Raw genomic sequence first — 22,607 nt, 5'->3', positions numbered from 1 at the left:
TGAATGATTCAGTAAATCATAATTGAGTTTTGATACACCAGATTTCCTATGCTCGCATTTAATGTATATTATAACTTGCGAACTTTAATTGAATAAAATCTTCCAGTTTATTATTTAACCCAAAAGGCTACCTGAAACTTTCAGGTAGCCTTTCTTTTTGTTTCAAGCATTCAACTGCCCTTACTGCGTCAGCACATCCACACCCTGCGGCGGGGTGAAGCGGAATTGGCTGCGGGAGAGGTTGGGGCGGGTATTCAGGTTGTTGAATTTGATGGTAGTTTGGTTGCCGAAGCTGTCTTTTAGGCGCATTTCGGCCAAGTCGTCGCCTTTGAAGCCAAGGCGGATGTATTGGTAGCCGGCGTTGGAGCGTTTGGGCGTGGCCAATACGTAGTCGATGCCGCCGGCGGAGCCGTCTTCTTTCAGGGTGTAGCTGGCGGAGAGGGCGTCTTTATTGGAAAGGATGGCGGCGGGGCTATCGCCGATGGCTTGGTTTTGCGCGGTTTTGGTGATTTGTGCCAAGTCGATGTCGTAGAGCCAAATGTGGCTGCCGTCGCCTACGATGGTTTGTTTGTAGGGGCTGGTATATTCCCATTTGAAGAGGCCGGGGCGCAGGATGCTGAAGCGGCCTTGGGCATTGCGGGTTTTGTTGCGGCTTTGTACGCTTTGGCTGAAGCTGCCGCTGATGCCGTCGGTGTCGGCGTTGAATTTTTGCAGGGCTTCGATGCCGCCGGCTTGGGCGCTGCCGATAGCCATAGCTAAAACTGCTGCGGCGGCCAGGCGGAAGGTTTGGGTTTTCATCGTTTTTCCTTTGTGCGAATCAAAACGGAATGCGGCGCATTGTACCAGCTTGGGCGCGGCGGGGCAGGGCGGTTGGAATTGTAAAGACGGCGCTGAAACAGGATTTCTCCGCTAGAGCAAGGTATTAGGTGGGGTAGGGCGGCAAATTTTTAACCGGATTTTATTCCTGAGCTATAATTCGCGGCTGCGGTAAGCGGTAGTAAAGGTTGCGCCAGATACTTTTCAGGTAGCCTTCCGCCTTCTTTGGAGAACCTTATGATTCAAGCTGTATTATTCGATTTAGACGGCACATTGGCCGACACGGCGCTCGATTTGGGCGGGGCGCTCAACCGCCTCTTGGCTAGAAACGGGCTGCCTGCCGTGCCGATGGCGCAAATCCGGCCGGTGGCCAGCCACGGCGCCAACTATTTGATTAAGCTGGGCACCGGTATTGAAAAAGGCCATCCCGACCACCCGCGCTGGCGGCAGGAATATTTGGCCGAATACGAGCACGGTTTTTGCGATGAAACCGTGCTGTTTGAAGGCATCAACCCCATGCTCGAGCAGCTCGCCCGCCGCAGTATTGCCTGGGGCATCATCACCAACAAGCCGCACCGTTTCACCAGCCTGCTCGTGCCCGAACTGGGCTTCATTGCCCCGCCTGCGGTGGTGGTGAGCGGTGATACTTGTGCCGAATCCAAACCCAGCACGTTACCGATGCATCATGCCTGCCGGCAAATCGGTATTGCGCCGGAGCGTTGCCTGTATGTGGGCGATGCCGAGCGCGATATGGTGGCGGGCAAAAACGCTGGGATGGCGACTGCCTTGGCCAACTGGGGCTACATTGCCGAGAGCGACCCGGTGCACGAATGGCCGGCTGATGCGCGGCTGGATGCGCCCGGGCAGATTTTGGATTTGCTGTAGCCGAATAGCTTAACTTTTACCCAACGGAGAACGTCTTATGAAGAAAATCAGTTTATTGCTGCCGATTTGTGCCGCACTGGCTTTGAGCGGCTGTTTTATGTCGCAGAAATCGCAAATCGTGCACCGCGAAGTGCCGTATAACGCGCAAAACCAGGCACGGCTACGCATCTACGGCCAATACGGCCGCGATGTGGTACGTATGATTCCAAATAGCACCTGCGAGCAATGGGCAGAAAAACAAGGCCGCCGCCGTCATACCCGTTTCACCGGCGGCCTGCCGCGCCGTATCCGCAACCTTTCGGTGGGCATGCCTACCACTCAGCGCAGCAACACCGTGAATGCCGATACCGGCGTGGTGTTCCGCGAGTCGTATAAAGAATTTGTAGTGCCTGCTGGCAAAGCGTTGGTGCTCGATGGCGCGTTTTCCACTGAAACCCTTGGCCGTGTGGATCGCTGCCGACTTGCCGCCAGCCTCACCCCGCAGGCGGGTAAGGATTATGAAGTGCAATACTCGCGCGGCGGCGAAGGCTGCGATGTGGCTGTAGTGGAAATCCTGCCGCAGGCCAATGGCGAAGTACATCCCACCCGCCCCGCGTCCATCCAATATTGCCCGATGCCAGGCACCAGCTATTAAGCAGCAAAGGCTGGCTGAAAGCATAGGCTTCTAGAGAAGCTCAAGCAGCAATCCAGTTTTCAGGTAGCCTGTTATTTGCATAGAGGCTACCTGAAAGCATCGATCATAGTTTCAGGTAGCCTGCCTTCCTAAGGAAAACTCATGTCCTTTTCCCTTATCATCATCGGCGACGAAATCCTGCACGGTAGCCGCCAAGACAAACACTTTGCCTTTTTCAAACAGCTACTCAAAGAGCGCGGCCTGCTGCTCGATTCTGTGCAATACCTGCCCGACAACCGCCAAATCCTTATCCACCGCCTGCGCCAAAGCTTTGCCGAAGGCCTGCCCACCTTTGTTACCGGCGGCATTGGCAGCACGCCCGATGACCACACTCGCCAAGCTGCTGCCGAAGCCCTTGGCTTACCGCTGATACTGCACCCGCAGGCTGCCGCCAACATCGAAGCCGTATCCCTCAAACACGGCGACAGCCTCGACAGCCACGGCCACCAAATCCGCCTGCGCATGGCCGAGTTTCCCCAAGGCAGCAGCCTGATTCCCAATCCCTACAACAACATCGCCGGCTTTTCCATCCGCGAACACTACTTTCTACCCGGCTTTCCCGTAATGGCACAGCCCATGGCCGCTTGGGCACTCGACGAATACTACGCCCATCTCCAGCACCAAACCGAACGCCGCAGCATCAGCGCTTGGATCGACTTGCCCGAATCCCGTATCAGCGCCCTGATGGCTAGCATTGAACAGCGCTACCCCGGCATCCGCAGTTTCAGCCTGCCCGCCACCCCCACCGCTCAGCAGCGCTACCGACTGCTATTCGGCCTCAAAGCCGAAGGCGAAGCCTGCACACAGCTAAATCAGGCCTGGCAGGAAGCCGAAGCCGGCTTGAAAGAGCAGGGCGCCACCCAAATCGAGCTGGCACCGGAAGGCGTGTAAGTAGAAAGAAATCAGTTTCAGGTAGCCTGCAGTATGATTGGCTACCTGAAATTTTTATGGCTAAAACACGGCCATAAAAGGCTACCTGAAAAATATTTCATAATTTCTGTATTGACAGAAATTAAAGATGCAAATAAACTCTGCCGCACTATGAAACTGAATCCGACCACTGAAAAATTTATCCTGCATTGGGGCGAGATGGGCTCCAAGTGGGGCGTGAACCGCAGCGTGGCGCAGATCCATGCGCTGCTGTATATCATCGGGCGGCCGATGAATGCCGAAGAAATTTGCGAAACACTGGGTATGGCTCGTTCCAATGTTTCCAACAGCATTAAAGAATTGCAAGGCTTGCTATTGGTGCACACCGTGCACATCATGGGCGACAGGCGCGACCATTTCACCACTTCGGATGACGTGTGGACGCTATTCCGTACCATTGCCGAAGTGCGGATGCAGCGCGAAATCGAGCCCACCCGGCAGTTTTTGCAAACCTTAATCGACAGCCCGGAGTTCGCGCAGGAAAACGAGGCCGTGCAGCAGAAAATCCAGCAAACCCACGACTTCATCAGCACCCTTACCATCTGGGCCAATGAAATGCTGAAACTCTCCACCGGCACCATGGTGAAGATTTTGAAGCTGGGCGCGGGGATTCAGAAATTTTTCCGTTGAAGTAGTTTGCAGGTAAGATAAATAGGGCTACCTGAAACATTACCGGATATTTTCAGGTAGCCTTGCCTGAGGGATGTAACTTCTTAAATTTATGCGGATGATTCCGCTAAATTTTTAAATCTTTATTTCTCTTTAAACAGAAATTTAGGAAATAATGGATAAACAAGTTTCAGGTAGCCTGCATCATTACCAAGGCGTGGGTAGTTAGGGATTCTGCTGGCTGGAGGTTGGTAGCCTTTGAGGCAGCCTCTGGTTGGCCGGAGTGCTGATTTCGGCAGTGATATTTCTTTAGCTGCCGGCAGCAATCATGATAACTGCGCCTTGCGGTGCAGTGAGCAAGGCGGTATTGGACAGAATAGTGTGTCCGAAAGGTTTGAAAATGAAGCGGCTTGACGTATTGCGGTTTTCGATGGGTTTTTTATGGCTTTGGAGCGGGATACAGCCTGCTCTGACGGCAGCAGATATGTCGCTGGATTTACTGGGGAGGGCAGGCATTGCGGCAGAATGGCAGGCGGTAGCGTTTTATGCCTCATCGGCTTTAGACATATTTTTTGGGATCTTATGTTTCACAAAATTCAGAAATTACCGTTTTGTATGGCTATCACAATTTGCCGTAGTACTGGGCTACAGCGCGATTGTGGCGTACAGGCTACCTGAAATGTGGCTGCATCCGTTTGCGCCGCTGATTAAAAATGTGCCGATTTTGGCGGCATTATGGGTACTTGGGAGTAGGGAGCGGGATGGCATTGCAGCAGGCTAAATGCGTGCTTGGGCAACCGTCGTTCAGGCTACCTGAAATAGTTTAGTTAGCCGCCCATCCGGATTCGCGGTTTGCCCAAAGAGCCTGCTAGGCAGCCGGCATAAATTCGCCAACGTGCCAGCCACTTAATAAGGTAAGCAGCAGTGCGGCGTAATGAACAAAACGCGGTGGATAGGGTGGCAGCAGCAGACGGGTAGTGTTGAACACAAGCAGCGCGATGTGCCCGATATACAGATAGGGAAAAGCCAAAAGCCATAAGTGCCAATCCTGATAACCGCGTCCACTGTCCGCGTTGCCCTGCATGAAGGGCGTGATGCCTTGCACGACAAACAGCCAGCCGAACAGCAGCAGGGTGATGCCGAAAAAGGCGAGGGCGAAATAATCGATGTATCTGGCGCTGGTCGTGGCGGGGCGGCGGATGGTGGCATAGGCAAAGGCGGCGCAGGTGGTTATCCATGTGGTGTAAATAAGATAGGCAGCAAGCATGGGCGGTGGTTTTCAAGAGGGAAACGTGGCCGTCAGGATAACGGAAAAGCGTGGTACGCGGCAAGACGCGTGATGCGCTGAAATCAAAGGGAATTTGAATTTTTTCAGGTAGCCTGCACAGGCGAATTTCAATAGGAGCAACAAAATGAACACGTATTTAATCGTCAAAACCCTGCACATTATTTCGGCCACGCTGATGGTGGGTACGGGCTTCGGCACGGCGTTTTATCTGTTTTGGGCGAACCGTTCCGGCTCGGTGGCGGCGCAGGCGGTGGTGTCGAAATGGGTGATGAAGGCGGATTGGTGGTTCACCACGCCGGCGGTGATTTTCCAGCCGCTCTCGGGTTTGTGGATGCTGCATTATTTAGGCATGCCGCTCACGTGGGGCGGGGCATGGCTGTGGGTGAAGTGGACGTTGGCGCTGTATGCGCTGGCGGGGGTGTGTTGGCTGCCGGTGGTGTGGCTGCAAATCAAGATGGCGCGCCAGGCGGCTGCGGCTTGGCAGGCGGGCGAAAATACGCTGTCGGCCAGCTACAAACGCTATCAATTTTGGTGGGAAATGCTGGGCTATCCGGCCTTCTGTGCCACGGTGGTGATGTATTTCCTGATGGTGTTGAAGCCGATGTAGATGTGAGTCTGCCTCTGCGGAGGCGCCCGACAAAAGATTGTTAAACTGAAAATGGAGAATGATGATGCATACTTTATCTGTGATGTTACTTTTGGTGATGGTGTCTTTAACGGTGAGCCTGGTGTGCTGGCTGGTTTTAGGTGTGTCTTTGCGGCGGGTGCTGGCGTTTTTATGTAACGACCCGCGCGATGAAGTGAAGGAAATCAGCGGTATTTTTTGGCAGCGGTTGTATTTGAGCCTAACCCTGTTTACGCCGCTGTTGTGCGTGCTGCTATTTGCGCCGAATTTCGAGCGCAGTTTGGCAGATAACCTGCTTTACGCCCTACGCTGGGCCGTGTTTGGCGGCGTGAGTTTGCTGCTGGTATTGGCCTATTTGGTACGCAAACAGATTCAGGTGCTGCAACGCAGTGGTTTTGAGGGCGTGAAGCCCGAAATAGACTGTAACATACCAACTGAAACATCAAAAGGATAAGATTTCACCCCTGTGCCGAGTAGTGGTAGGCAATAGCGAGTGAACATGATTGGGAGAAACAGAATGCATAAAATCTTCTACGATGCCGAATGCCCGATCTGCGTGCGGGAGATGGAACTTATCATGCAGGATAGCCGCGCCGGATTTATGGAAGCCGTGCCGATACAGGGCAGCGAAGCCGTGTTGGCGCAATACGACATCACCACCGAAGCCGCGCTCACCTACCTGCACGTTTTAACGGACGACGGCGTGATGCTGCAAAAAATGGCCGCTGTGCGCAAAATGTACGAAGGCTACCAAGGCTTTGCACTGGTGAAACTGGCCAATCTGCCGCTGTTAAACAAACTGGCCGACCGGCTTTATCCGTGGTTCGCCCGCCACCGTTACCAATTTCCCAAATGGCTGCTTCCGCGCCCCGGATGCGAAGGCGGCGTATGCCGAATCCCACCGAAAGAAAGGACGAAAAAATGAAAAAATATTGGCTATCCATGCTGCTCCTGCCTCTCGCCGCACAGGCCGTTGCTGAAAGCCCGGAGCTGGCACGCTGCCGCCAAGTGCTTAAAGACAATATGGAAATCATGGTATTTACCATGCCTTGCCCGCCTGATGCCTCAGCGGGAAACATTCCGCAGCATAAATTTGAAAACCACCTGCGCCAAGTGGCACGCTGCAACAGCCTGCTGGAAACCCGCTATGCCGCCGATGCCGCACGGGTGCAAGCCGAGCTGAACGCCTATGTGGAAGGCCCTGCTACCGAGGCTCGCGCCTTCAGCCGCAACCCGCAGCGCAAACAGGCCTACTGCCGCCGGCAAAACGCTACGGCGCGCCGTTTGCTGATGCGGTATTAAAACGCTTTCAGGTAGCCTGAAACAATGGCTACCTGAAAATCCACCTCTTGCCCGCACAAAAGGCTAGCTGAAAAATTTTATCCAAAGAAATTAAGGCATGATGAACATCGTCCTCTTCGGTGCAAGCGGTTTTATTGGCAGCCGCGTTGCCAAAATCCTGCGCGCGCACAGCCACACGCTGCGCACTCCATCACGCAGTGAGTTTGACTACTTACAGCCAAACGAGGCTGCCGCACGCAGCATTCTGAACGGCGCCGATGCCGTGTTCAACTGTATCGGCGTGATGAGCCGTGATGAGCACGTGCTGGAAATAGTGCATCACCACACGCCAGCACTGTTGGCAAAAATTGCGGCGGAACAAGGCGTGCTGCATTGGGTGCAGCTGTCCGCATTAGGCGCAGACCCGAAGCACCGCGTGGCTTTTGTGGGCAGCAAAGGGCGGGGTGACGAAGCGGTGTGCCAAATCGGCACGGCACACAGGATGCGCGTACTGCTTGCCCGCCCATCGCTCGTGTATGGGCACGGTGGCGCGAGCTGCGAGCTGTTTATCCGCCTTGCCCGCCTGCCCATTATCGCTTTGCCTAACGGTGGCTGTTTTGACGTGCAGCCCGTCCACGTTGCCGATGTGGCACAGGGCTTGGCTGATTTATTAACCAGCAGCCTGCCGCACGGCACGGTACTCAATATGACGGGCAGCCGTTCTCTCACACTGGCACAATACCTCAACATCCTGCGCCAAACCCTACACAGCAAGCCAGCCCAGCGCGTGCTGCCGATCCCGCTGCCGCTGCTGCGCCCGGTGTTGCCGCTGGCCAAACTGTTCAGCAACGGCATCGTCAGCCAGGATAGTTTTACCTTGCTGCAACAAGGCTCTTGCGCTGATAGCCAGGCCTTCGCCGAGCTGCTCGGCTGCCCGCCGTTGTCGGTAGAACAGTTTGCAGCAGCGGAAGATATTGGCGCATAGCACCGAGCTTATGCCGTAAGCCAAAGAGGCTACCTGAAAAGTGGAAATTCCTTTTTCAGTTAGCCTCTTAGCGTTTTCAGGCAGCCTTAGAGAAGAGTAATAGGCAAACTATTTTATGCTGGCAATCTGTTCTTCCTCCGCAGGTGGTGGAGTGATTTGGCAGCGAAATCAGTGGCAGGTTTGCCTAGCTGGCAAGGATGGAAACCAGAGGCGGGAAGGGATGCAGGTATTTAGCCGCGCCGCCGTTGCAGCACCCATTTGATATCGTCGCCCAGCTGTTCGATGCCCACGGTGTGCCAATCGGGCTCGCGGCTGAGGGCGGCGGGGTTTTCAGGTAGCCTGAACAGAGTGGGCGATTGGGCGCCGCCGAGCAGCTTGGGCGCTTGATAGCAGACGATTTCGTCCACCAAATCCTGTGCCAAAAACGCGCTGCCCAGCGTGGCACCGGCTTCCAACATCAGCTCGCCGATGCCGCGCGCGGCCAAATCGGCCAGCACGGCATTCAGGCTGAGGCGGCCCTGGGCATCAGCCTCCAAACGGCAGATTTCAGCCGCTCCGGCGGGCGCTGGGCGGTCGGACAAGGTGTAGATAAGCGTGGGGGCGCTGCCGTCGAGCAGATGGCTGCCGGCGGGTAGGCGCAGGCGGCTGTCGAGCAGCACGCGCAGCGGGGGGCGCAAAGTGGGGAAGTCGCGCACGGTGAGGCGCGGGTTGTCGGCCAGGACGGTGCCGATGCCGGTGAGCACGGCGCAGCTTTCGGCGCGCTGGATTTGCACGTCGTGCCGCGCCGCTTCGCCGGTAATCCATTGGCTCTGGCCGTTGGCGAGCGCGGTTTTGCCGTCGAGGCTGGCAGCGGTTTTCAGCTTTACAAACGGGCGGCCGCGTTCGATGCGGGAGAGGAAGCCGCGGTTGAGCTGCCGCGCTTCGCGTTCCATCAGGCCGCAGGCTACCTGAATGCCGGCGGCTTCAAGTATGGCCAGCCCTTTGCCCACCACTAAGGGGTTGGGGTCTTGCATGGCAGCCACCACGCGGCGCACGCCGGCGCGGATCAGTGCTTCGGCGCAGGGCGGGGTGCGGCCGTGGTGGGCGCAAGGTTCGAGGGTAACGTAGGCGGTGGCGCCTTGCGCGGCGCTGCCGGCCTGGCGCAGGGCGTGCACTTCGGCATGTGGCTCGCCGGCCTTGAGGTGGAAACCTTGGCCGACAATCTGCCCGCCCTGCGCAATCACGCAGCCGACGCGCGGATTGGGCGAAGTGGAAAAACGACCTTGCCAGGCAAGGGCAATGGCTTGCTGCATCAGGGCGTGGTCGGCATGGGAGAATTGGGGCATGTTGAGTAAGGGACGGATAGGGGAAACTGGTTAAATAAGGTTTTCAGGTAGCCTTTAAACAGTAAGAAAGGCTACCTGAAAACGAAGCAAAGCGAAGTTTCTGCGAAGCTAAAACGAAGCAAAGCAAAGTTTCTGCGAAGCTAAAAGGATGCGATGGTTTCAGCTAGCTTTCAAGGCTTAAACGGCAGGCCGAAGTGGCTGTAGCTGCGTTCGGTGGCGACGCGGCCGCGCGGGGTGCGCTGGAGGAAGCCTTGCTGGATGAGGTAGGGCTCGATCACGTCTTCGATGGTGTCGGGGCTTTCGCCGATGGCGGCGGCGATGTTGTCCAGGCCGACGGGGCCGCCGGCGAATTTGTGCAGTACGGCCTCGAGGAATTTGCGGTCCATCATATCGAGGCCTTCGTTGTCCACATCGAGCATTTGCAGGGCGGCATCGGCCAGGGCGGCATCTACGCGGCCGTTGCTTTTCACTTCGGCGTAGTCGCGCACACGGCGCAGCAGGCGGTTGGCAATGCGCGGGGTGCCGCGGCTGCGTCGGGCGATTTCGAAGGCGCCGGTATCGTCGAGGCTCATTTGCAGCAGGCCGGCGGAGCGGGAAACGATGGTGGCGAGGTCGGCGCTACTGTAGAACTCGAGGCGGGAGACGATGCCGAAGCGGTCACGCAGGGGATTGGTGAGCATACCGGCGCGGGTGGTGGCGCCAACGAGTGTAAAGGGGGGCAGGTCGATTTTCACGCTGCGGGCGGCGGGGCCTTCGCCGATCATGATGTCGAGCTGGTAGTCTTCGAGGGCGGGGTAGAGGATTTCTTCCACCACGGGGCTGAGGCGGTGGATTTCGTCGATAAATAGTACGTCGTGCGGCTCGAGGTTGGTGAGCAGGGCGGCGAGGTCGCCGGCGCGCTCGAGCACGGGGCCGCTGGTTTGGCGCAGGTTCACGCCGAGTTCTTTGGCGATGATGTGGGCGAGGGTGGTTTTGCCCAGGCCGGGCGGGCCGAACAGGAGGGTGTGGTCGAGGGCTTCGCCGCGCTTTTTGGCGGCTTGGATGAAGATGCCGAGCTGCTCTTTGGTTTTGGCCTGGCCGATGTAGTCGGCGAGGGTTTTGGGGCGCAGGGCACGTTCGAGCTGCTCTTCCTGGCTGGAAACCTGGCGGGCGGTAATGAGGCGTTCTGGTTCGGCGGCGGTGAGGGAATCGGTGTGGAGCATGATAGGGAATGGGGTTTTAGGTAGCCTTAGTGGGTTAATTTGATTGCGGTTTTGTTTGGTTTTTACGACGGCACGGCCTTGGTTTTGCCAATTAGCTTTGTAGGCTCAGCTTCGGCTGCGCCGAAACATTGTTTTAGCTTCGCAGAAACTCCGCTTTGCTTCGTTTTCAGATAGCCTTTTGGGGAGGCGGAGGAGCAGCAGGTGGGGCTACCTGAAAGTGGTGTTGCTGTGTCCGGTTGCATTTTAGCGAAATTTGCTTGGGCTTGCCGTTTGCCTTGCCGGCGCTCAGTGCGTTTGCTTTCAGTTAGCCTGTTGGGCTAGAAAGGCTTCGATTGAGCCGGGCTGGCGCCGGCTATTTTCCAGCCATTCCGGCAGCCATTCGGTGATGCGTTCGCCGGTGCGGCGGATGAAGGTGCCGGGTTGGGGTTCGTCGATATATTCTTGCTGGCGGACGAGGACGAGCGGGGCTTCGCTGCCGGGCTGCCCTTGGGCAAAGGCGAGGGCTTCGGCATGGGTGGCGAAGGCATGGAAGTAGTCGTCGCCGTCATATAAATCGGGGGCGCCGCGCTCGGGATGGCACCACACGCGGTATTCGAGCACGTCGTCGTAGAAATAGCCGCCGCCGGAATGGCAGTGGGCGGGGTAAGTGCCTACTTTTTCTGGATAGGCGGCGGGCGGGTAGGGAGGCTGGCTCATTTTGTGCAACGCTTGCTTGGAAAATAATCAGAAGGCTACCTGAAACGGCAGCCTTCTGTTGCTGGGCTAGGGAGCGGATGCGCCCTTCGGCGGGGCGGAAGCAGCCGAGGCTGCGGCCGGTACGGATGCCGGCGTGGCCGGGGCACTGGAATCGGCGGGCAGGGAGCTGTCGGGCAACAGGTTTTCATCGGCTTGCGATTCGATGCGCTTGCCGTTCATGCTGAAGGTTTTGTTGCGCACGACGATGTGGGTGCTCACGATTTGGTTGCCATCGATTTTCAGGTAGCCTTGGCGCGCCATGCTTTCGAGCACGCTGTCGAGCCACAGGCGCACGGCTTCTTTGATTTCGTGGTCGGCATCGGGTAGGGATGGATCGACGCTGATGTAGTTTTTGGCCTGGGCGGCGGTGAGCCGTTCGATCACTTGCTGCGGCGCGGCGATGTGGAAATCGGCGTCGGTTTTGGCGAGCAGATTGTCGATATCGTTCAAATCGGCAGCGGTAAGGCCGCTGAATTTGAGTTCGCCGTTGCCGCTGATCATGCCTTGCGGGGTGGTGAGGTCGAACTGTTTGAGCCGGATAACGGGATCGTTAGTAAACAGGCCGGCGGCTTCGTTGCGCAGGGCGGCAAGCAGGGCTTCGCGCATTTGCTCGTCACTGAGGCGCTGGGTGATGAGCTGGTCGCGGCGGGTTTTGAGCGCGGCGAGGCTTTCGGCATCTAGGTGTTCTGCGCTCACGTGGATGGCCAGCGGGCCGTAGTTGTCGCTGCCGTAGTTGAGCTTGGCAAAGCCGAATTTGCCTTCGGTATTCACCCAGCGGCCGTCTTGATCCATGCGGGTTTCGATTTGCAGGTCGTTGAGGGTGATTTTGGCGGGCGGCACTTGGCCATAGGGGTTGATGAAGCTGCCGATTTGCAGGTCGGACACCATGTTCAGCACATCGTTGAGGCGGATGTCATAGTTGATGCTGTCTTTCCATTCCACTTCCACCTGTCCAAGGGTGAGCTTGCTGTTGCCCAAGGCAAGGTTGTGGCTGCCTTCTCGGGTTTCGGTGTGCAGCTGGAGGTTTTTGTAGGAAACGCTGCCTTTGTCGGCCAGGGTGATGGTGAGGCCGGGGTTATTCAGGTTGCTTTGGTATTCAGTGAAGTATTTGGCGTAGTCGGTGCTGCCTTCGAGACCTTGCCAATTAATGGCAATGCCGGAGAGCTCTTGATATTTGAAAGCGGGCACCTGCCAAGTGAGGCGGCCGTTGCCGTTGAGTTGGATCACGTTGCGCAGGTTGGCAGGGGCTTGGCTACCGAAGAAGCGTTGCAGTATTTCGCGGCTTTCGGGCTGGAAAACGAATTCGGTGTCTACCACGGCGCGTACGGGCATGCTGCCGTTGGCAAACAGGCTGTGTTTGATGTTGCTCTCCAGCGTGATGGGCTGGGTGAGGATAGTTTTAATGTTGTCGGGCAGTTTGTCTTGCAGCTGCGCCAGGAAGGTGGGCTTGAAGCGCACCACGGTGGTTTCGTGCGAACTGAACCAGCCGCGCTCGTAGCGGCGGGATTCGACTTGCAAGAAGGATGTGTGGCTTAGGATTTCATGCTGTTTGTTCAGGCTTTGTTCGGCTTTGATGCCGAGATAGTAGGGCGCACCGAGGAATAGGGCGGCCAGCAGCAGGATGAGGCCGGAGAACAGCCAAAGGAGTTTTTTCATGCAACAACCAAAATGCGTGATATTAGGAAAGCGCAAGGATAACACCAAAACGGGGCACTGTCTTGGTGCTGGGCAAGCAAGAGGCTACCTGAAAACGGATTTTTACTTTCGTTAAAATTGTTTTCAGGTAGCCTGTGTGCCCTTAACGGGCTAAATCGGGCGAAAAATTAGGCGCCGGTGCCGCTTAGGGCGTTGATGCTGTAGCCGCCGTCCACGTAGGTGATTTCGCCGGTGATGCCGGAGGATAGGTCGGACAGCAGGAAGGCGGCAGTGTTGCCCACTTCTTCGATGGTTACGTTGCGGCGCAGCGGGTTTTGCGAAGCAACGTGGTTGAGCAGGCGGCTGAAATCGGCAATGCCGGCGGCAGCCAAGGTTTTAATCGGGCCGGCGGAAATACCGTTGCAACGGATGCCTTCGGGGCCGACGCAGGCGGCAGTGAAGCGGATAGCGGCTTCCAAGCTGGCTTTTGCCATGCCCATTACGTTGTAGTTGGGTATGGCACGCACGGCACCCAGATAAGTAAGCGCAAGGATGGCGCTGTTGCGGTTGCGCATCATCGGGCGGGCTGCTTTAGCCAGCGCGGGCAGGCTGTAGGCGGAAACGTCGTGTGAAATTTCAAAGGCTTCTCGGCTGATGCTGTCTAAGAAATCGCCGCTGAGGGCTTCTTTGGGCGAGAAGGCGATAGCGTGCACCAGGCCGTCGAGACCATCCCATTTTTTGCCCAGGTCGGCAAATACTTGTTCAATTTCAGCATCATTTTGCACATCGCAGCGGAATACCAAATCGGAGCCGAAGTCGGCCGCCATTTTGCGCACGCGCTCTTCCAATTTGTCTACCACATAGGTAAACGCCAGCTCAGCACCTTGTTCACGGCAGGCTTTGGCGATACCGTAGGCAATGGAACGCTCGGAAATCATGCCGGTAATCAGGATTTTTTTGCCTTGCAAAAAGCCCATTTTTCTTGTCCTCGGGGGGAAGTTGTCTGTGTGCAGGCTGTTTGGTTTTCAGGTAGCCTGCGCCCAAAAGCGGGGCATTATAGCTTAATTTAAGGTGCCAGAGTAAATCCGGCGCTGTTTTGCGTGTGCTGCAAACAGCCGAAACCCGCTGTTTTCGGCAGCGGGCTTCAACTTTTCGGTTTTGAGTATTGGGATATTAAGCAATTGGTTTCGCTAGGCGCACTCCTGTGGAATTGGGTAGATATAGCTTCTTCAGCTATGCCCCATAAGAAAGGGGTTGCGGCTATTATACACAAACGATAATTGTTATCAATATTTAAATGGAAAATATTTTTATCGATGCGCATGGGTGCGATTTATTTTCACAATCCTAGCAACAGGCAATACGAGCAACTGCCCAGCCGTTATATAATGCCGCCCGACTTTCGTTTTCAATCCTTTAACGCCATGAACACAGCGCACTCCACCGTTTCCACGCAACTGTTGCACGCCAACCAACTGGGCACCGACGAAATCGCCCGTGCTTTATCTGCCATTTCCGCCCATCAAGTGGACTATGCCGACATCTACTGCCAGCGCACTGCTTATGAAAGCTGGCATTTGGAAGAGGGCATGGTGAAATCCGGCAGTTTTCAGATTGATCAAGGCGTGGGCGTGCGGGCGGTGTCGGGTGAGAAAACCGCGTTTGCGTATGCCGACAGCCTAAGCCCGGCCGTATTGCGGCAGGCGGCAGAAGCGGTACGCACCATTGGTGCGACGGGGCAGGAGCGGCAAGTTAAGCTGGCTGGTTCAGCCAGCCGCCAACAGGTTGCACTCTACACACCGGATAACCCGATTCCCGGCTTAGATTCAGCCGCCAAAGTGGCGCTGCTCAACCGTGTCGAGCAGCTGGCCAAAGCTGCCGACCCGCGCATCGTGCAAGTGATGGCCGGGCTGACTTGCGAACACGATTTAATCTATCTGGCGCGGCTGGACGGCATCACCGCCGCCGATATCCGCCCGCTGGTGCGCCTGAGTATTACCGTGGTGGCCAAGCAGGGCGAGCGGCGCGAAGTGGGCAGCTTTGGCGGCGGCGGGCGGCACGGGCTGGATTATTTCAGCGAAGAGCGGCTGCGCAGTTATGTGGAGGCGGCGGTAAAACAGGCCTTAGTCAACCTGGAATCGCGTCCCGCGCCCGCCGGCAGCATGACCGTGGTGCTCGGCAGCGGTTGGCCGGGCGTGCTGCTGCACGAAGCCGTAGGGCACGGGCTGGAAGGCGATTTCAACCGCAAAGGCACCAGCGCGTTTGCCGGCCGTTTGGGCGAACGCGTGGCAGCCAAAGGCGTAACCGTAGTGGACCAAGGCAATATCGAGCTGCGGCGCGGCTCGCTCAATCTGGACGATGAAGGCAACGCCACCCGCCAAACCGTGCTGATTGAAGACGGCATCCTGGCTGGCTACCTGCAAGACGAAACCAATGCCCGGCTGATGGGCATGGCAGTAACCGGCAACGGCCGCCGCGAAAGCTACGCTGCCGCACCCATGCCGCGCATGACCAACACTTTCATGCAAAACGGCAACCGCGAGCCGGAAGAAATCATTGCCTCAATCGAAAAAGGCCTGTATGCCGTGAACTTCGGCGGCGGGCAGGTGGACATCACCAGCGGCAAATTCGTGTTCAGCGCCTCCGAAGCGTGGTGGGTGGAAAACGGCAAGCTGCAATACCCCGTGAAAGGCGCTACCATCATCGGCAGCGGGCCGGAAGTACTCAAACATGTGAGCATGATCGGCAACGATATGGCGCTCGACAGCGGTATCGGCGTGTGCGGTAAAGAAGGCCAGAGCGTGCCCGTGGGCGTGGGGCAGCCCACGCTGCGTATCGATGCCGGCTTAACTGTTGGCGGCAGCGAAACTGCTTGATAGACTTGTCGGCAAAGGCTACCTGAAAGGTGTTTCAGGTAGCCTTTGCTGTATCTTGCTTTTGCATTGTTAGTGCATCATCGCTTGGTATGAAGATGTATTTAATCCAAGTTTCAAAACCAAAAGGCTACCTGAAAACTGTTTTCCTCGCAGGAACCCATTTTCAGGTAGCCTTTACCAATACAGAAGGCAAGACCAGAAAATAGCCCGTTGCGCCTAATGAAATAGCAATAGTTATCATGCGCACACAAGCCAATGTTTCTAATGAAATTCCTAAAAAACACACTATTAAGTGCAAAGAAAAGTAAATATTTTATCCATTGATAATCATTGGCAGATTCAGTTGGCTAAACTAAGCTGTCTAACCATTTTATTTTTCTGAAATTTTCTGCTGCATACTGAAAAGAAATCGCTTATTTTTCAGGATAATTATTCGCATTAATAAGCGCGATATGAGAATTTTCGCATTAAGCTGCGTATAATCCACCAAGTTGAAACGACAGCATATATTACTGCTGCCATTACACGCATCATTCTATTTATTCACAGGAGCAAAACAATGCAAGGCAACAAAGAAGTTATCGACTACATGAACCAACTCTTGGCCGGCGAACTTGCCGCCCGCGATCAATATTTCATCCACTCCCGCATGTACGACGAATGGGGCTACACCAAGCTCTTCGAGCGTATCGGCCACGAAATGGAAGACGAAACCGGCCACGCCGCCGATTTCATCCGCCGTATCCTGATGCTCGGCGGCACACCACAGATGGTGCCCGCTCCCGTGCGCATCGGCCGTAATGTGCGCGAAATGCTGCAATTCGATTTGGATACCGAATACGAAGTACGCGAAAACCTCAAACGCGGCATCAAATTGTGCGAAGAAAAGCAAGACTATGTAACCCGTGATTTGCTGATCAATCAGCTCAAAGACACTGAAGAAGATCACGCCCACTGGCTCGAACAACAGCTGCGCCTTATCGACCTCGTTGGCGAGCAGAATTATCTGCAAAGCCAGCTGTAATAAAGCCAGCTGTAATACAGAAAGGAAAACGCATGAAAGGCGATCGCGAAGTTATCCGCCAGCTCAATAAAAATTTGGGCATCCTGCTCATTACCATCAACCAGTATTTCCTGCATGCCCGCATCCTGAAAAACTGGGGCTTGGGAGAGCTGGGCGGTTATTTCTACAAACAATCCATCACCGAGATGAAAGCAGCCGATGACCTGATCGAGCGCATCCTCCTGCTGGAAGGCCTGCCCAACCTGCAAGAGCTCGGCAAACTGCTGATTGGCGAAAATACCGAAGAAATCATCCGCTGCGACCTGCAAAAAGAGCAAGACAAACACCAGGCATTGGTAGAAGCCATTGCCGTGTGCGAAGAAAAGCAGGACTACGTTTCCCGCCAGCTGTTGGAAAAACAGAAAGACGAAAACGAAGAACGCCTCGACTGGCTGGAAACCCAGCTGGATCTAGTGGAAAATTTGGGCTTGCAGAACTACCTGCAACTTGGGGCGCAAGAGGACTAAAAACACTACACCACTGCCAAACTCGGCAAAGCCCTTTCCAAATAGCAACAGCCTGTACGCTTCAGCGACAGGCTGTTTTTTGTGGGATCAATCCGCTTCAAGTAGCAGGCTACCTGAAAAATTACGCTGCAAGTTTTAACTGCGCTAAGGCTTCCGCTTTCAGGTAGCCTTTGTGTGGCCGGTTTAGGCTACCTGAAACTTATTACTAGGAAAAGATAAGCAAATTTGGAAGCAAGGTGGCACAGCTATGGCTGTTGGTTCTCCGGCAGTTTCTGTATCCACTGCCATTGCTGTTGCAGCACGTCTTGCAAGGCGCGTTGTTTTTGTTCGGGGCTTTGCAGATTGCTGGTAATGCGTTGGTAATCGAGGGCAAAGTTGGGACGGCTGATGCTACCGTTGATTTTCAACGGCAACCAGAGGTCTTGTCCGGCACTGGCGAGCACGGCGTAGTTGAGGGTGGCAGTTCGAATGTCGAAGCTGCCTTGGCCGCTGAGATTGAGGCTGTCGCTTTGCAGGCTGAGGCTGGGCGTGGTGCCGATGCCGTTTTCTACACTGGCTTCGATGCTGAAATGGCGGAAGGGGGTGTTGCTCTCGGCGTTGTAGCGGATCAGGTTTTGGGCGGGTAGATTCTCTGGCTTGTTGAGGAGTTTGCCAAGGTTGATGCCTTGCCAAGCGCCGTTGTCGAGCACGATTTTGCCTTGCCCGGCCAGGGTGGTGTGCCATTCGCTGCGTTTGAGACCTTCTGCACCGAGGCGGAAAGCTGCGTTGCCGCGACCGCTGAGATGGTTAAATCGGAAGGCGTCTTGCAGCAAGGGTTTGATTTGGATGTTGTTGAATTGGATAGCGGTTTCCCATTTTGGCCGGCTGCCGCGGTGCAACACGGCACTGCCTTCGGCATTGCCTTCATACATCTGCATTTTGATGGTTTGGGCTTCGAGCTTGTCGGCATCAAGGTGCAGGGTGCTGTGGAAGTTTTGGATTTGCAGGCCGGAGCTTTCAAGCGTGCCGATATCGAGGGTAAGCTGGATTTGGCGATGACGCAGGGCGCGCGGCCAGTATTGCAGCCACAGGGGGGCTGCGGTGTTTTCGGTAGCAGGGGCGGGGCGTTTGGTTTCGAGATAGCTGCTGAGCGAAAGTTTACTCAGACTGAGAGCCGCTTCGATGTTGTGGCCTTGCTCGTTGAGGCTACCGGAAATTTTCAGGTAGCCTTCGCTGTTGTCGAGGCTACCTTGCAATTCGGCTTTCCAGTTTTGGCTATTACCGGTGGCTTGGCCATGCCATTGACCGGAGAGATAGGGCATGCTGCCGGGGGCGGCGTTGTGGCGGGTGCTGAGGTAGAGGTTGTCGATTTGAAAATGCCCGGGCTGGGCTTGGAGGCGGCCGTTGGCGCTGTAGCCGCTGCTGCCTTGCTCGTATTCCACTGCACCGCTGAGTTGGAAACCAGCGATTGCTAAGGTGCGGTTTTGATAGGAAACTTTGTTGATGCTGCCACTGCCGCTATGCCGCACGGTTTCAGCCGATGGTTGGCTGTTGTCAGCTTCGATGTTGAAGACAATGTGGGTTTCAGGCAAAACGACGCTGTCGGGGGAGAATTGCCAGTTGCGGGTATTGCCATCAATATTGAGCGACCAGGCAGGAACTTGGATACTGAGCCGGCCGTCTTTGGTATTGAGCCGGCTTTGCTCGGCAGTATAGTCGGCATTGCCTTGCCAGGCGGCGGTAAAGGGCTGGCCATTGGGTAGGAAGCCAGCCAAATTGGCTTGGAGTTGTTCAAAGTGGCTGCCGCTATAAGCGCCGGAAGCTTCTATCCGGTATTCCTGCGGGGTAAACAGGCTGGCAGAGAGGCTAAAGTTTTCGGCGGCACGATCGATAAAGCCAGACACTTGGCGCAGGGTTTGTCTTTGTTCGCCGTATTGCAGGCGCAGGGAGCAATCGTCGAGCTCGATCCGGCGGGGCAGGGTGCTGCTTTCTGCTTTATTCGCGGTAAACCCAGCCACTTCCCATTGCCCGCTTTCCAGCCGACGCGCGCTGATGCTGGCACGTTGCAGATGCAGGCTGTGGATAGACACATCGCCCCACAAAGCCGACCAACTAAATGAAAGCCGCACGGCCTCGGCATTCAGCGTTTGACCGTTTTCCTGCGTACGGCTCAACCCCACTTGGTGCAGCACCACATAAGGGTAGGGAAACCAGCCGCGTTCGATTTGGCGGCCATCAAAATTCAGCTGCTGGTCTTGTGCGGTAAGCATTTGGTTGGCGGTTTGGCGGATGCGGGCTTCACTGAGCAATCGGCTCAAACCGAATGATGCACCCAGCCACAATGCCAACAAAACCAGGCCGAAAAGCAGCGCTTTCAGCCAGAGTTTGCTCCAAATTTTGCCGGAATACAGCTGTTTGCTCATCGAAATACCGTACGCAATAGGGAATCAAACGAAAGGTAGCTGCTTTATGCCCGTCTGGCAAGGGTTTTAGCTGATTTTTTCAGAGGTGGAGGAGGGTAATCTGAAAATATCGGTTTAATACCCTTGCCAATTTTTCAGGTAGCCTTGGCCGATATGAGGCTACCTGAAAACGCAAACCCCAAACACCCAAGCAAAATGGTTATATAATGCCCGCTTTTCTCCGTCTGCCTACTGTGCCATGCAGCTTGCCGATTTCGATTTCCACCTGCCCGAACACCTGATTGCCCAACAGCCGCCCGAACAGCGCGGCAGCAGCCGACTGCTCGATGCCCGCTCAGGCGACCTCCTATGTGACCGCCTGTTTGCCGAGCTGCCAAACCTGCTCGAAGCCGGCGATCTGCTCGTGTTCAACAACACCAAAGTGATGAAAGCCCGCCTGTTCGGGCACAAAGCCAGCGGCGGGCGCATTGAAGCCTTGATTGAACGCGTGTTGGACGAACACTGCGCCCTAGCGCACATCCGCTCCTCTAAGTCGCCCAAACCCGGCAGCCTGCTGGAATTTGACGGCGGTATTCGGGCGCAAATGGAAGAACGCGAAGGCGAGCTTTTTAAGCTGCGGTTTTCAGGTAGCCTCAACGTATACCAAATTCTCGAACAAACCGGCCGCCTGCCGCTGCCACCCTATATTGAGCGCGCTGCCGATGCAGCCGACGACGAGCGCTACCAAACTATTTACGCCAAACACCAAGGCGCCGTTGCCGCCCCCACCGCCGGCCTGCACTTCACCCCTGAATTGTTGAACCAACTGCAGGCAAACGGCATCCACCGCGCCGAAATTACCCTGCACGTGGGCGCCGGCACCTTCCAGCCCGTGCGCAGCGAAAATATTGTCGAACACAAAATGCATAAAGAGTGGTATAGCATCCCCACTGAAACCGTTGAAGCCATTGCGGAAACCAAAGCAAACGGCAAACGCGTATGGGCGGTCGGCACCACCTCAATGCGTAGCCTGGAAGCCGCCGCCCAAAACAGCCATCTGCAAGCAGGCGAGGGTGATACCGATATTTTCATCACCCCGGGCTACCGTTTTCAGGTAGCCGATGGCCTGATTACCAACTTCCATCTGCCCAAATCCACTCTGCTGATGCTGGTGAGCGCCTTTTCCGGCGTCGAACACATCCGCGCCGCCTACCGCCACGCCATCGAACAGCAATACCGCTTTTTCAGCTATGGCGATGCGATGTTGCTTACCCGAGCAGAGGCTACCTGAAAAACAGGGCAGGGCGGCCACTTCTATTTCAGGTAGCCTGAAATATTAAAAGGCTACTTGAAACTGGGATACAAACTGTTGTAAAACGAAACCATTCTCCAGTAAACCAACCAGGAAAAAACATGATTCAAGAGCAGCTCCACTCCCTAATTCTTCCCGATAGCAACGGCAATTTCGGCCAACACGGCGGCCGCATCGGCCATCCCGCACTGGCACAAGCCCTGGCCGAAATTGAGCACGGCTTCCGCCAAATCGTGAATGATGCCGAATTCATCCAAGAAATGAAACGCCTACAAGCCACCTATGTCGGCCGCCCCAGCCCCATCTACCATGCCCGCACACTATCCAAACGCGGCGCGCAAATCTTCCTCAAACGCGAAGACCTCAACCACACCGGCGCCCACAAAATCAACCACTGCATCGGCGAAGTGCTGCTGGCCAAAAAACTCGGCAAGAAAAAAGTGATTGCCGAAACCGGCGCAGGCCAACACGGCGTAGCGCTCGCCACCGCCGCCGCCTTGCTCGGCCTCGAATGCGAAATCCACATGGGCGTGGTCGATATTGCCAAAGAGCACCCCAATGTATCCCGCATGAAAATCCTCGGCGCTAAACTCGTGCCCGTATCCGCCGGGGCAGGCACGCTCAAAGAAGCCGTTGATAGCGCTTTCGCCGCCTATCTGGAACAAATCGACAGCAGCATGTTTGCCATCGGCTCCGTGGTCGGCCCCGCACCGTATCCCGAAATGGTGGCCTATTTCCAAAGTATTGTCGGCCACGAAGCGCGCGAACAATTCCAGCGCGAGCAGGGCGGTTTGCCGGATGAAGTCATCGCCTGCGTGGGCGGCGGTTCCAACGCCATCGGCCTGTTCAATGCCTTTATGGACGACCAATCCGTAGCCTTGGTGGGCGTAGAGCCGGCCGGTGAAGGCCTCGACAAGCCCGGCCACCACGCTGCCACCATAACCAAAGGCAAATTCGGCAATATCCAAGGCTTCAACTGCTACTACCTGCAAAACGAAGACGGCACACCCGCTGCCGTACATTCTATTGCCTCCGGTCTGGATTACCCCGGCGTCGGCCCGCAGCATTGCCATTTGAAGGATATCGGCCGCGGCCGCTACGAAACCGCCACCGATGCCGAATGCCTCAGCGCCTTCCTGGCACTCTCACGCGAAGAAGGTATTATTCCCGCTCTCGAATCCGCCCACGCCGTTGCCTATGCCTTACGCCGTGCCGCAGAACTCGACAGCAGCAAACGCCTGCTAGTAAATCTTTCCGGCCGTGGCGATAAAGATATCGACTTCGTGTTAGGTAAATTGAATTTTGCTTCCTAAGCCCCTTGCTTAAATCTATTCTGCAATAATAAATAAACGCCGAAATGGTCAATCAATCCGTTTCGGCGTTTTTTGAACGCGTATATCCTAAAAGATCAGCATAATTAGAAAGCCATCTGTATACAACTCAGGCATACGATTCAATATTACTTACGAATAATTTTACATAATATACATTATACGAACTACCGTTTATAGCGCACATA

General features: G+C 55.6%; 23 protein-coding genes. 15 read left to right on the top strand and 8 right to left on the bottom strand.

The window, feature by feature from the left end; genetic code table 11:
* Positions 1–180: 180 nt before the first annotated feature.
* Complete coding sequence (gene lolA / locus HMPREF2541_RS00775; protein ID WP_049258767.1) at positions 181–798, bottom strand: outer membrane lipoprotein periplasmic chaperone LolA; 618 nt, start codon at positions 796–798, stop codon at positions 181–183.
* A 255-nt stretch (positions 799–1,053) separates the two neighbouring features.
* Between lolA and HMPREF2541_RS00770 the strand changes: the two genes are divergently transcribed.
* The 5 genes from HMPREF2541_RS00770 to HMPREF2541_RS00750 all read left to right on the top strand — a co-directional run bounded on the left by HMPREF2541_RS00770 (position 1,054) and on the right by HMPREF2541_RS00750 (position 4,694).
* On the top strand, positions 1,054–1,701 hold the full coding sequence (locus HMPREF2541_RS00770) for an HAD family hydrolase (protein ID WP_003822666.1): 648 nt from the start codon (positions 1,054–1,056) through the stop codon (positions 1,699–1,701).
* A 37-nt stretch (positions 1,702–1,738) separates the two neighbouring features.
* Entirely contained in the window at positions 1,739–2,335 is a 597-nt protein-coding gene (locus HMPREF2541_RS00765) for a hypothetical protein (protein ID WP_070541277.1), read from the top strand.
* 141 nt (positions 2,336–2,476) lie between these two features.
* Positions 2,477–3,265 carry a competence/damage-inducible protein A gene (locus HMPREF2541_RS00760; protein WP_003822668.1) on the top strand — a complete coding sequence of 263 codons (789 nt, stop codon included), beginning with the start codon at positions 2,477–2,479 and terminating at the stop codon, positions 3,263–3,265.
* A gap of 150 nt (positions 3,266–3,415) precedes the next feature.
* Entirely contained in the window at positions 3,416–3,934 is a 519-nt protein-coding gene (locus HMPREF2541_RS00755) for a GbsR/MarR family transcriptional regulator (protein ID WP_035580311.1), read from the top strand.
* Positions 3,935–4,313: 379 nt separating this feature from the next.
* A complete protein-coding gene (locus HMPREF2541_RS00750) occupies positions 4,314–4,694 on the top strand; it encodes a DoxX-like family protein (protein WP_035580314.1) in 381 nt (126 codons plus the stop codon).
* Positions 4,695–4,781: 87 nt separating this feature from the next.
* Here HMPREF2541_RS00750 and HMPREF2541_RS00745 read toward each other — a convergent pair whose 3' ends face one another.
* Positions 4,782–5,180, bottom strand: coding sequence for a hypothetical protein (locus tag HMPREF2541_RS00745; protein ID WP_003822672.1), 399 nt, complete (start codon positions 5,178–5,180; stop codon positions 4,782–4,784).
* 145 nt (positions 5,181–5,325) lie between these two features.
* On the opposite strand from HMPREF2541_RS00745, the gene HMPREF2541_RS00740 reads away from it, so the two are divergent.
* From HMPREF2541_RS00740 to HMPREF2541_RS00720, 5 genes are all read left to right on the top strand, one after another.
* Positions 5,326–5,808: a DUF2269 family protein gene (locus HMPREF2541_RS00740; RefSeq protein WP_003822674.1), complete on the top strand. Its 483-nt coding sequence runs from the start codon at positions 5,326–5,328 to the stop codon at positions 5,806–5,808.
* 64 nt (positions 5,809–5,872) lie between these two features.
* Positions 5,873–6,280, top strand: coding sequence for a hypothetical protein (locus tag HMPREF2541_RS00735; RefSeq protein WP_049258807.1), 408 nt, complete (start codon positions 5,873–5,875; stop codon positions 6,278–6,280).
* A 63-nt stretch (positions 6,281–6,343) separates the two neighbouring features.
* Positions 6,344–6,751, top strand: a complete 408-nt coding sequence (locus HMPREF2541_RS00730) for a thiol-disulfide oxidoreductase DCC family protein (RefSeq protein WP_246824957.1) — start codon at positions 6,344–6,346, stop codon at positions 6,749–6,751.
* Complete coding sequence (locus HMPREF2541_RS00725; protein WP_049258771.1) at positions 6,748–7,128, top strand: hypothetical protein; 381 nt, start codon at positions 6,748–6,750, stop codon at positions 7,126–7,128. The genes HMPREF2541_RS00730 and HMPREF2541_RS00725 overlap by 4 nt, the downstream gene beginning before the upstream one ends.
* A 100-nt stretch (positions 7,129–7,228) precedes the next feature.
* Positions 7,229–8,092: an NAD-dependent epimerase/dehydratase family protein gene (locus tag HMPREF2541_RS00720; RefSeq protein ID WP_049258808.1), complete on the top strand. Its 864-nt coding sequence runs from the start codon at positions 7,229–7,231 to the stop codon at positions 8,090–8,092.
* 230 nt (positions 8,093–8,322) lie between these two features.
* Here the strand turns inward: HMPREF2541_RS00720 and ribD are convergent, their stop codons facing one another.
* The 5 genes from ribD to fabI all read right to left on the bottom strand — a co-directional run bounded on the left by ribD (position 8,323) and on the right by fabI (position 13,966).
* Complete coding sequence (gene ribD / locus HMPREF2541_RS00715; protein ID WP_070541273.1) at positions 8,323–9,417, bottom strand: bifunctional diaminohydroxyphosphoribosylaminopyrimidine deaminase/5-amino-6-(5-phosphoribosylamino)uracil reductase RibD; 1,095 nt, start codon at positions 9,415–9,417, stop codon at positions 8,323–8,325.
* Positions 9,418–9,587: 170 nt separating this feature from the next.
* Positions 9,588–10,619: a Holliday junction branch migration DNA helicase RuvB gene (ruvB, locus tag HMPREF2541_RS00710; RefSeq protein WP_003822681.1), complete on the bottom strand. Its 1,032-nt coding sequence runs from the start codon at positions 10,617–10,619 to the stop codon at positions 9,588–9,590.
* A gap of 300 nt (positions 10,620–10,919) precedes the next feature.
* On the bottom strand, positions 10,920–11,315 hold the full coding sequence (locus HMPREF2541_RS00705) for a hypothetical protein (RefSeq protein WP_003822683.1): 396 nt from the start codon (positions 11,313–11,315) through the stop codon (positions 10,920–10,922).
* A gap of 66 nt (positions 11,316–11,381) precedes the next feature.
* On the bottom strand, positions 11,382–13,010 hold the full coding sequence (locus HMPREF2541_RS00700; RefSeq protein ID WP_049258775.1) for a YdgA family protein: 1,629 nt from the start codon (positions 13,008–13,010) through the stop codon (positions 11,382–11,384).
* 167 nt (positions 13,011–13,177) lie between these two features.
* A complete protein-coding gene (gene fabI / locus HMPREF2541_RS00695; RefSeq protein ID WP_070541271.1) occupies positions 13,178–13,966 on the bottom strand; it encodes an enoyl-ACP reductase FabI in 789 nt (262 codons plus the stop codon).
* 447 nt (positions 13,967–14,413) lie between these two features.
* Between fabI and tldD the strand changes: the two genes are divergently transcribed.
* The 3 genes from tldD (at position 14,414) to bfr (HMPREF2541_RS00680) (ending at position 17,395) form a co-directional block, all read left to right on the top strand.
* The gene (tldD, locus tag HMPREF2541_RS00690) at positions 14,414–15,865 is read left to right on the top strand and encodes a metalloprotease TldD (protein ID WP_035580323.1); all 1,452 of its coding nucleotides are present in this window, start codon (positions 14,414–14,416) and stop codon (positions 15,863–15,865) included.
* 559 nt (positions 15,866–16,424) lie between these two features.
* Positions 16,425–16,889, top strand: coding sequence for a bacterioferritin (bfr, locus tag HMPREF2541_RS00685; protein WP_003822692.1), 465 nt, complete (start codon positions 16,425–16,427; stop codon positions 16,887–16,889).
* A 32-nt stretch (positions 16,890–16,921) separates the two neighbouring features.
* Complete coding sequence (gene bfr, locus HMPREF2541_RS00680; protein WP_003822693.1) at positions 16,922–17,395, top strand: bacterioferritin; 474 nt, start codon at positions 16,922–16,924, stop codon at positions 17,393–17,395.
* A gap of 245 nt (positions 17,396–17,640) precedes the next feature.
* Here the strand turns inward: bfr (HMPREF2541_RS00680) and HMPREF2541_RS00675 are convergent, their stop codons facing one another.
* Complete coding sequence (locus HMPREF2541_RS00675; RefSeq protein ID WP_070541269.1) at positions 17,641–19,797, bottom strand: AsmA family protein; 2,157 nt, start codon at positions 19,795–19,797, stop codon at positions 17,641–17,643.
* Between the two features lie 238 nt (positions 19,798–20,035).
* Between HMPREF2541_RS00675 and queA the strand changes: the two genes are divergently transcribed.
* Complete coding sequence (gene queA, locus HMPREF2541_RS00670) at positions 20,036–21,067, top strand: tRNA preQ1(34) S-adenosylmethionine ribosyltransferase-isomerase QueA (RefSeq protein ID WP_003822695.1); 1,032 nt, start codon at positions 20,036–20,038, stop codon at positions 21,065–21,067.
* Positions 21,068–21,189: 122 nt separating this feature from the next.
* Complete coding sequence (gene trpB / locus HMPREF2541_RS00665) at positions 21,190–22,401, top strand: tryptophan synthase subunit beta (protein WP_070541267.1); 1,212 nt, start codon at positions 21,190–21,192, stop codon at positions 22,399–22,401.
* The last annotated feature ends 206 nt before the right edge of the window (positions 22,402–22,607 follow it).

The organism is Eikenella sp. HMSC061C02, assembly GCF_001809035.1.
GTDB classification, from domain to species: Bacteria; Pseudomonadota; Gammaproteobacteria; order Burkholderiales; family Neisseriaceae; genus Eikenella; species Eikenella corrodens.
Note: the sequence above shows the minus strand (reverse complement) of the source record. Positions and strands in the feature narration are given on the sequence as shown.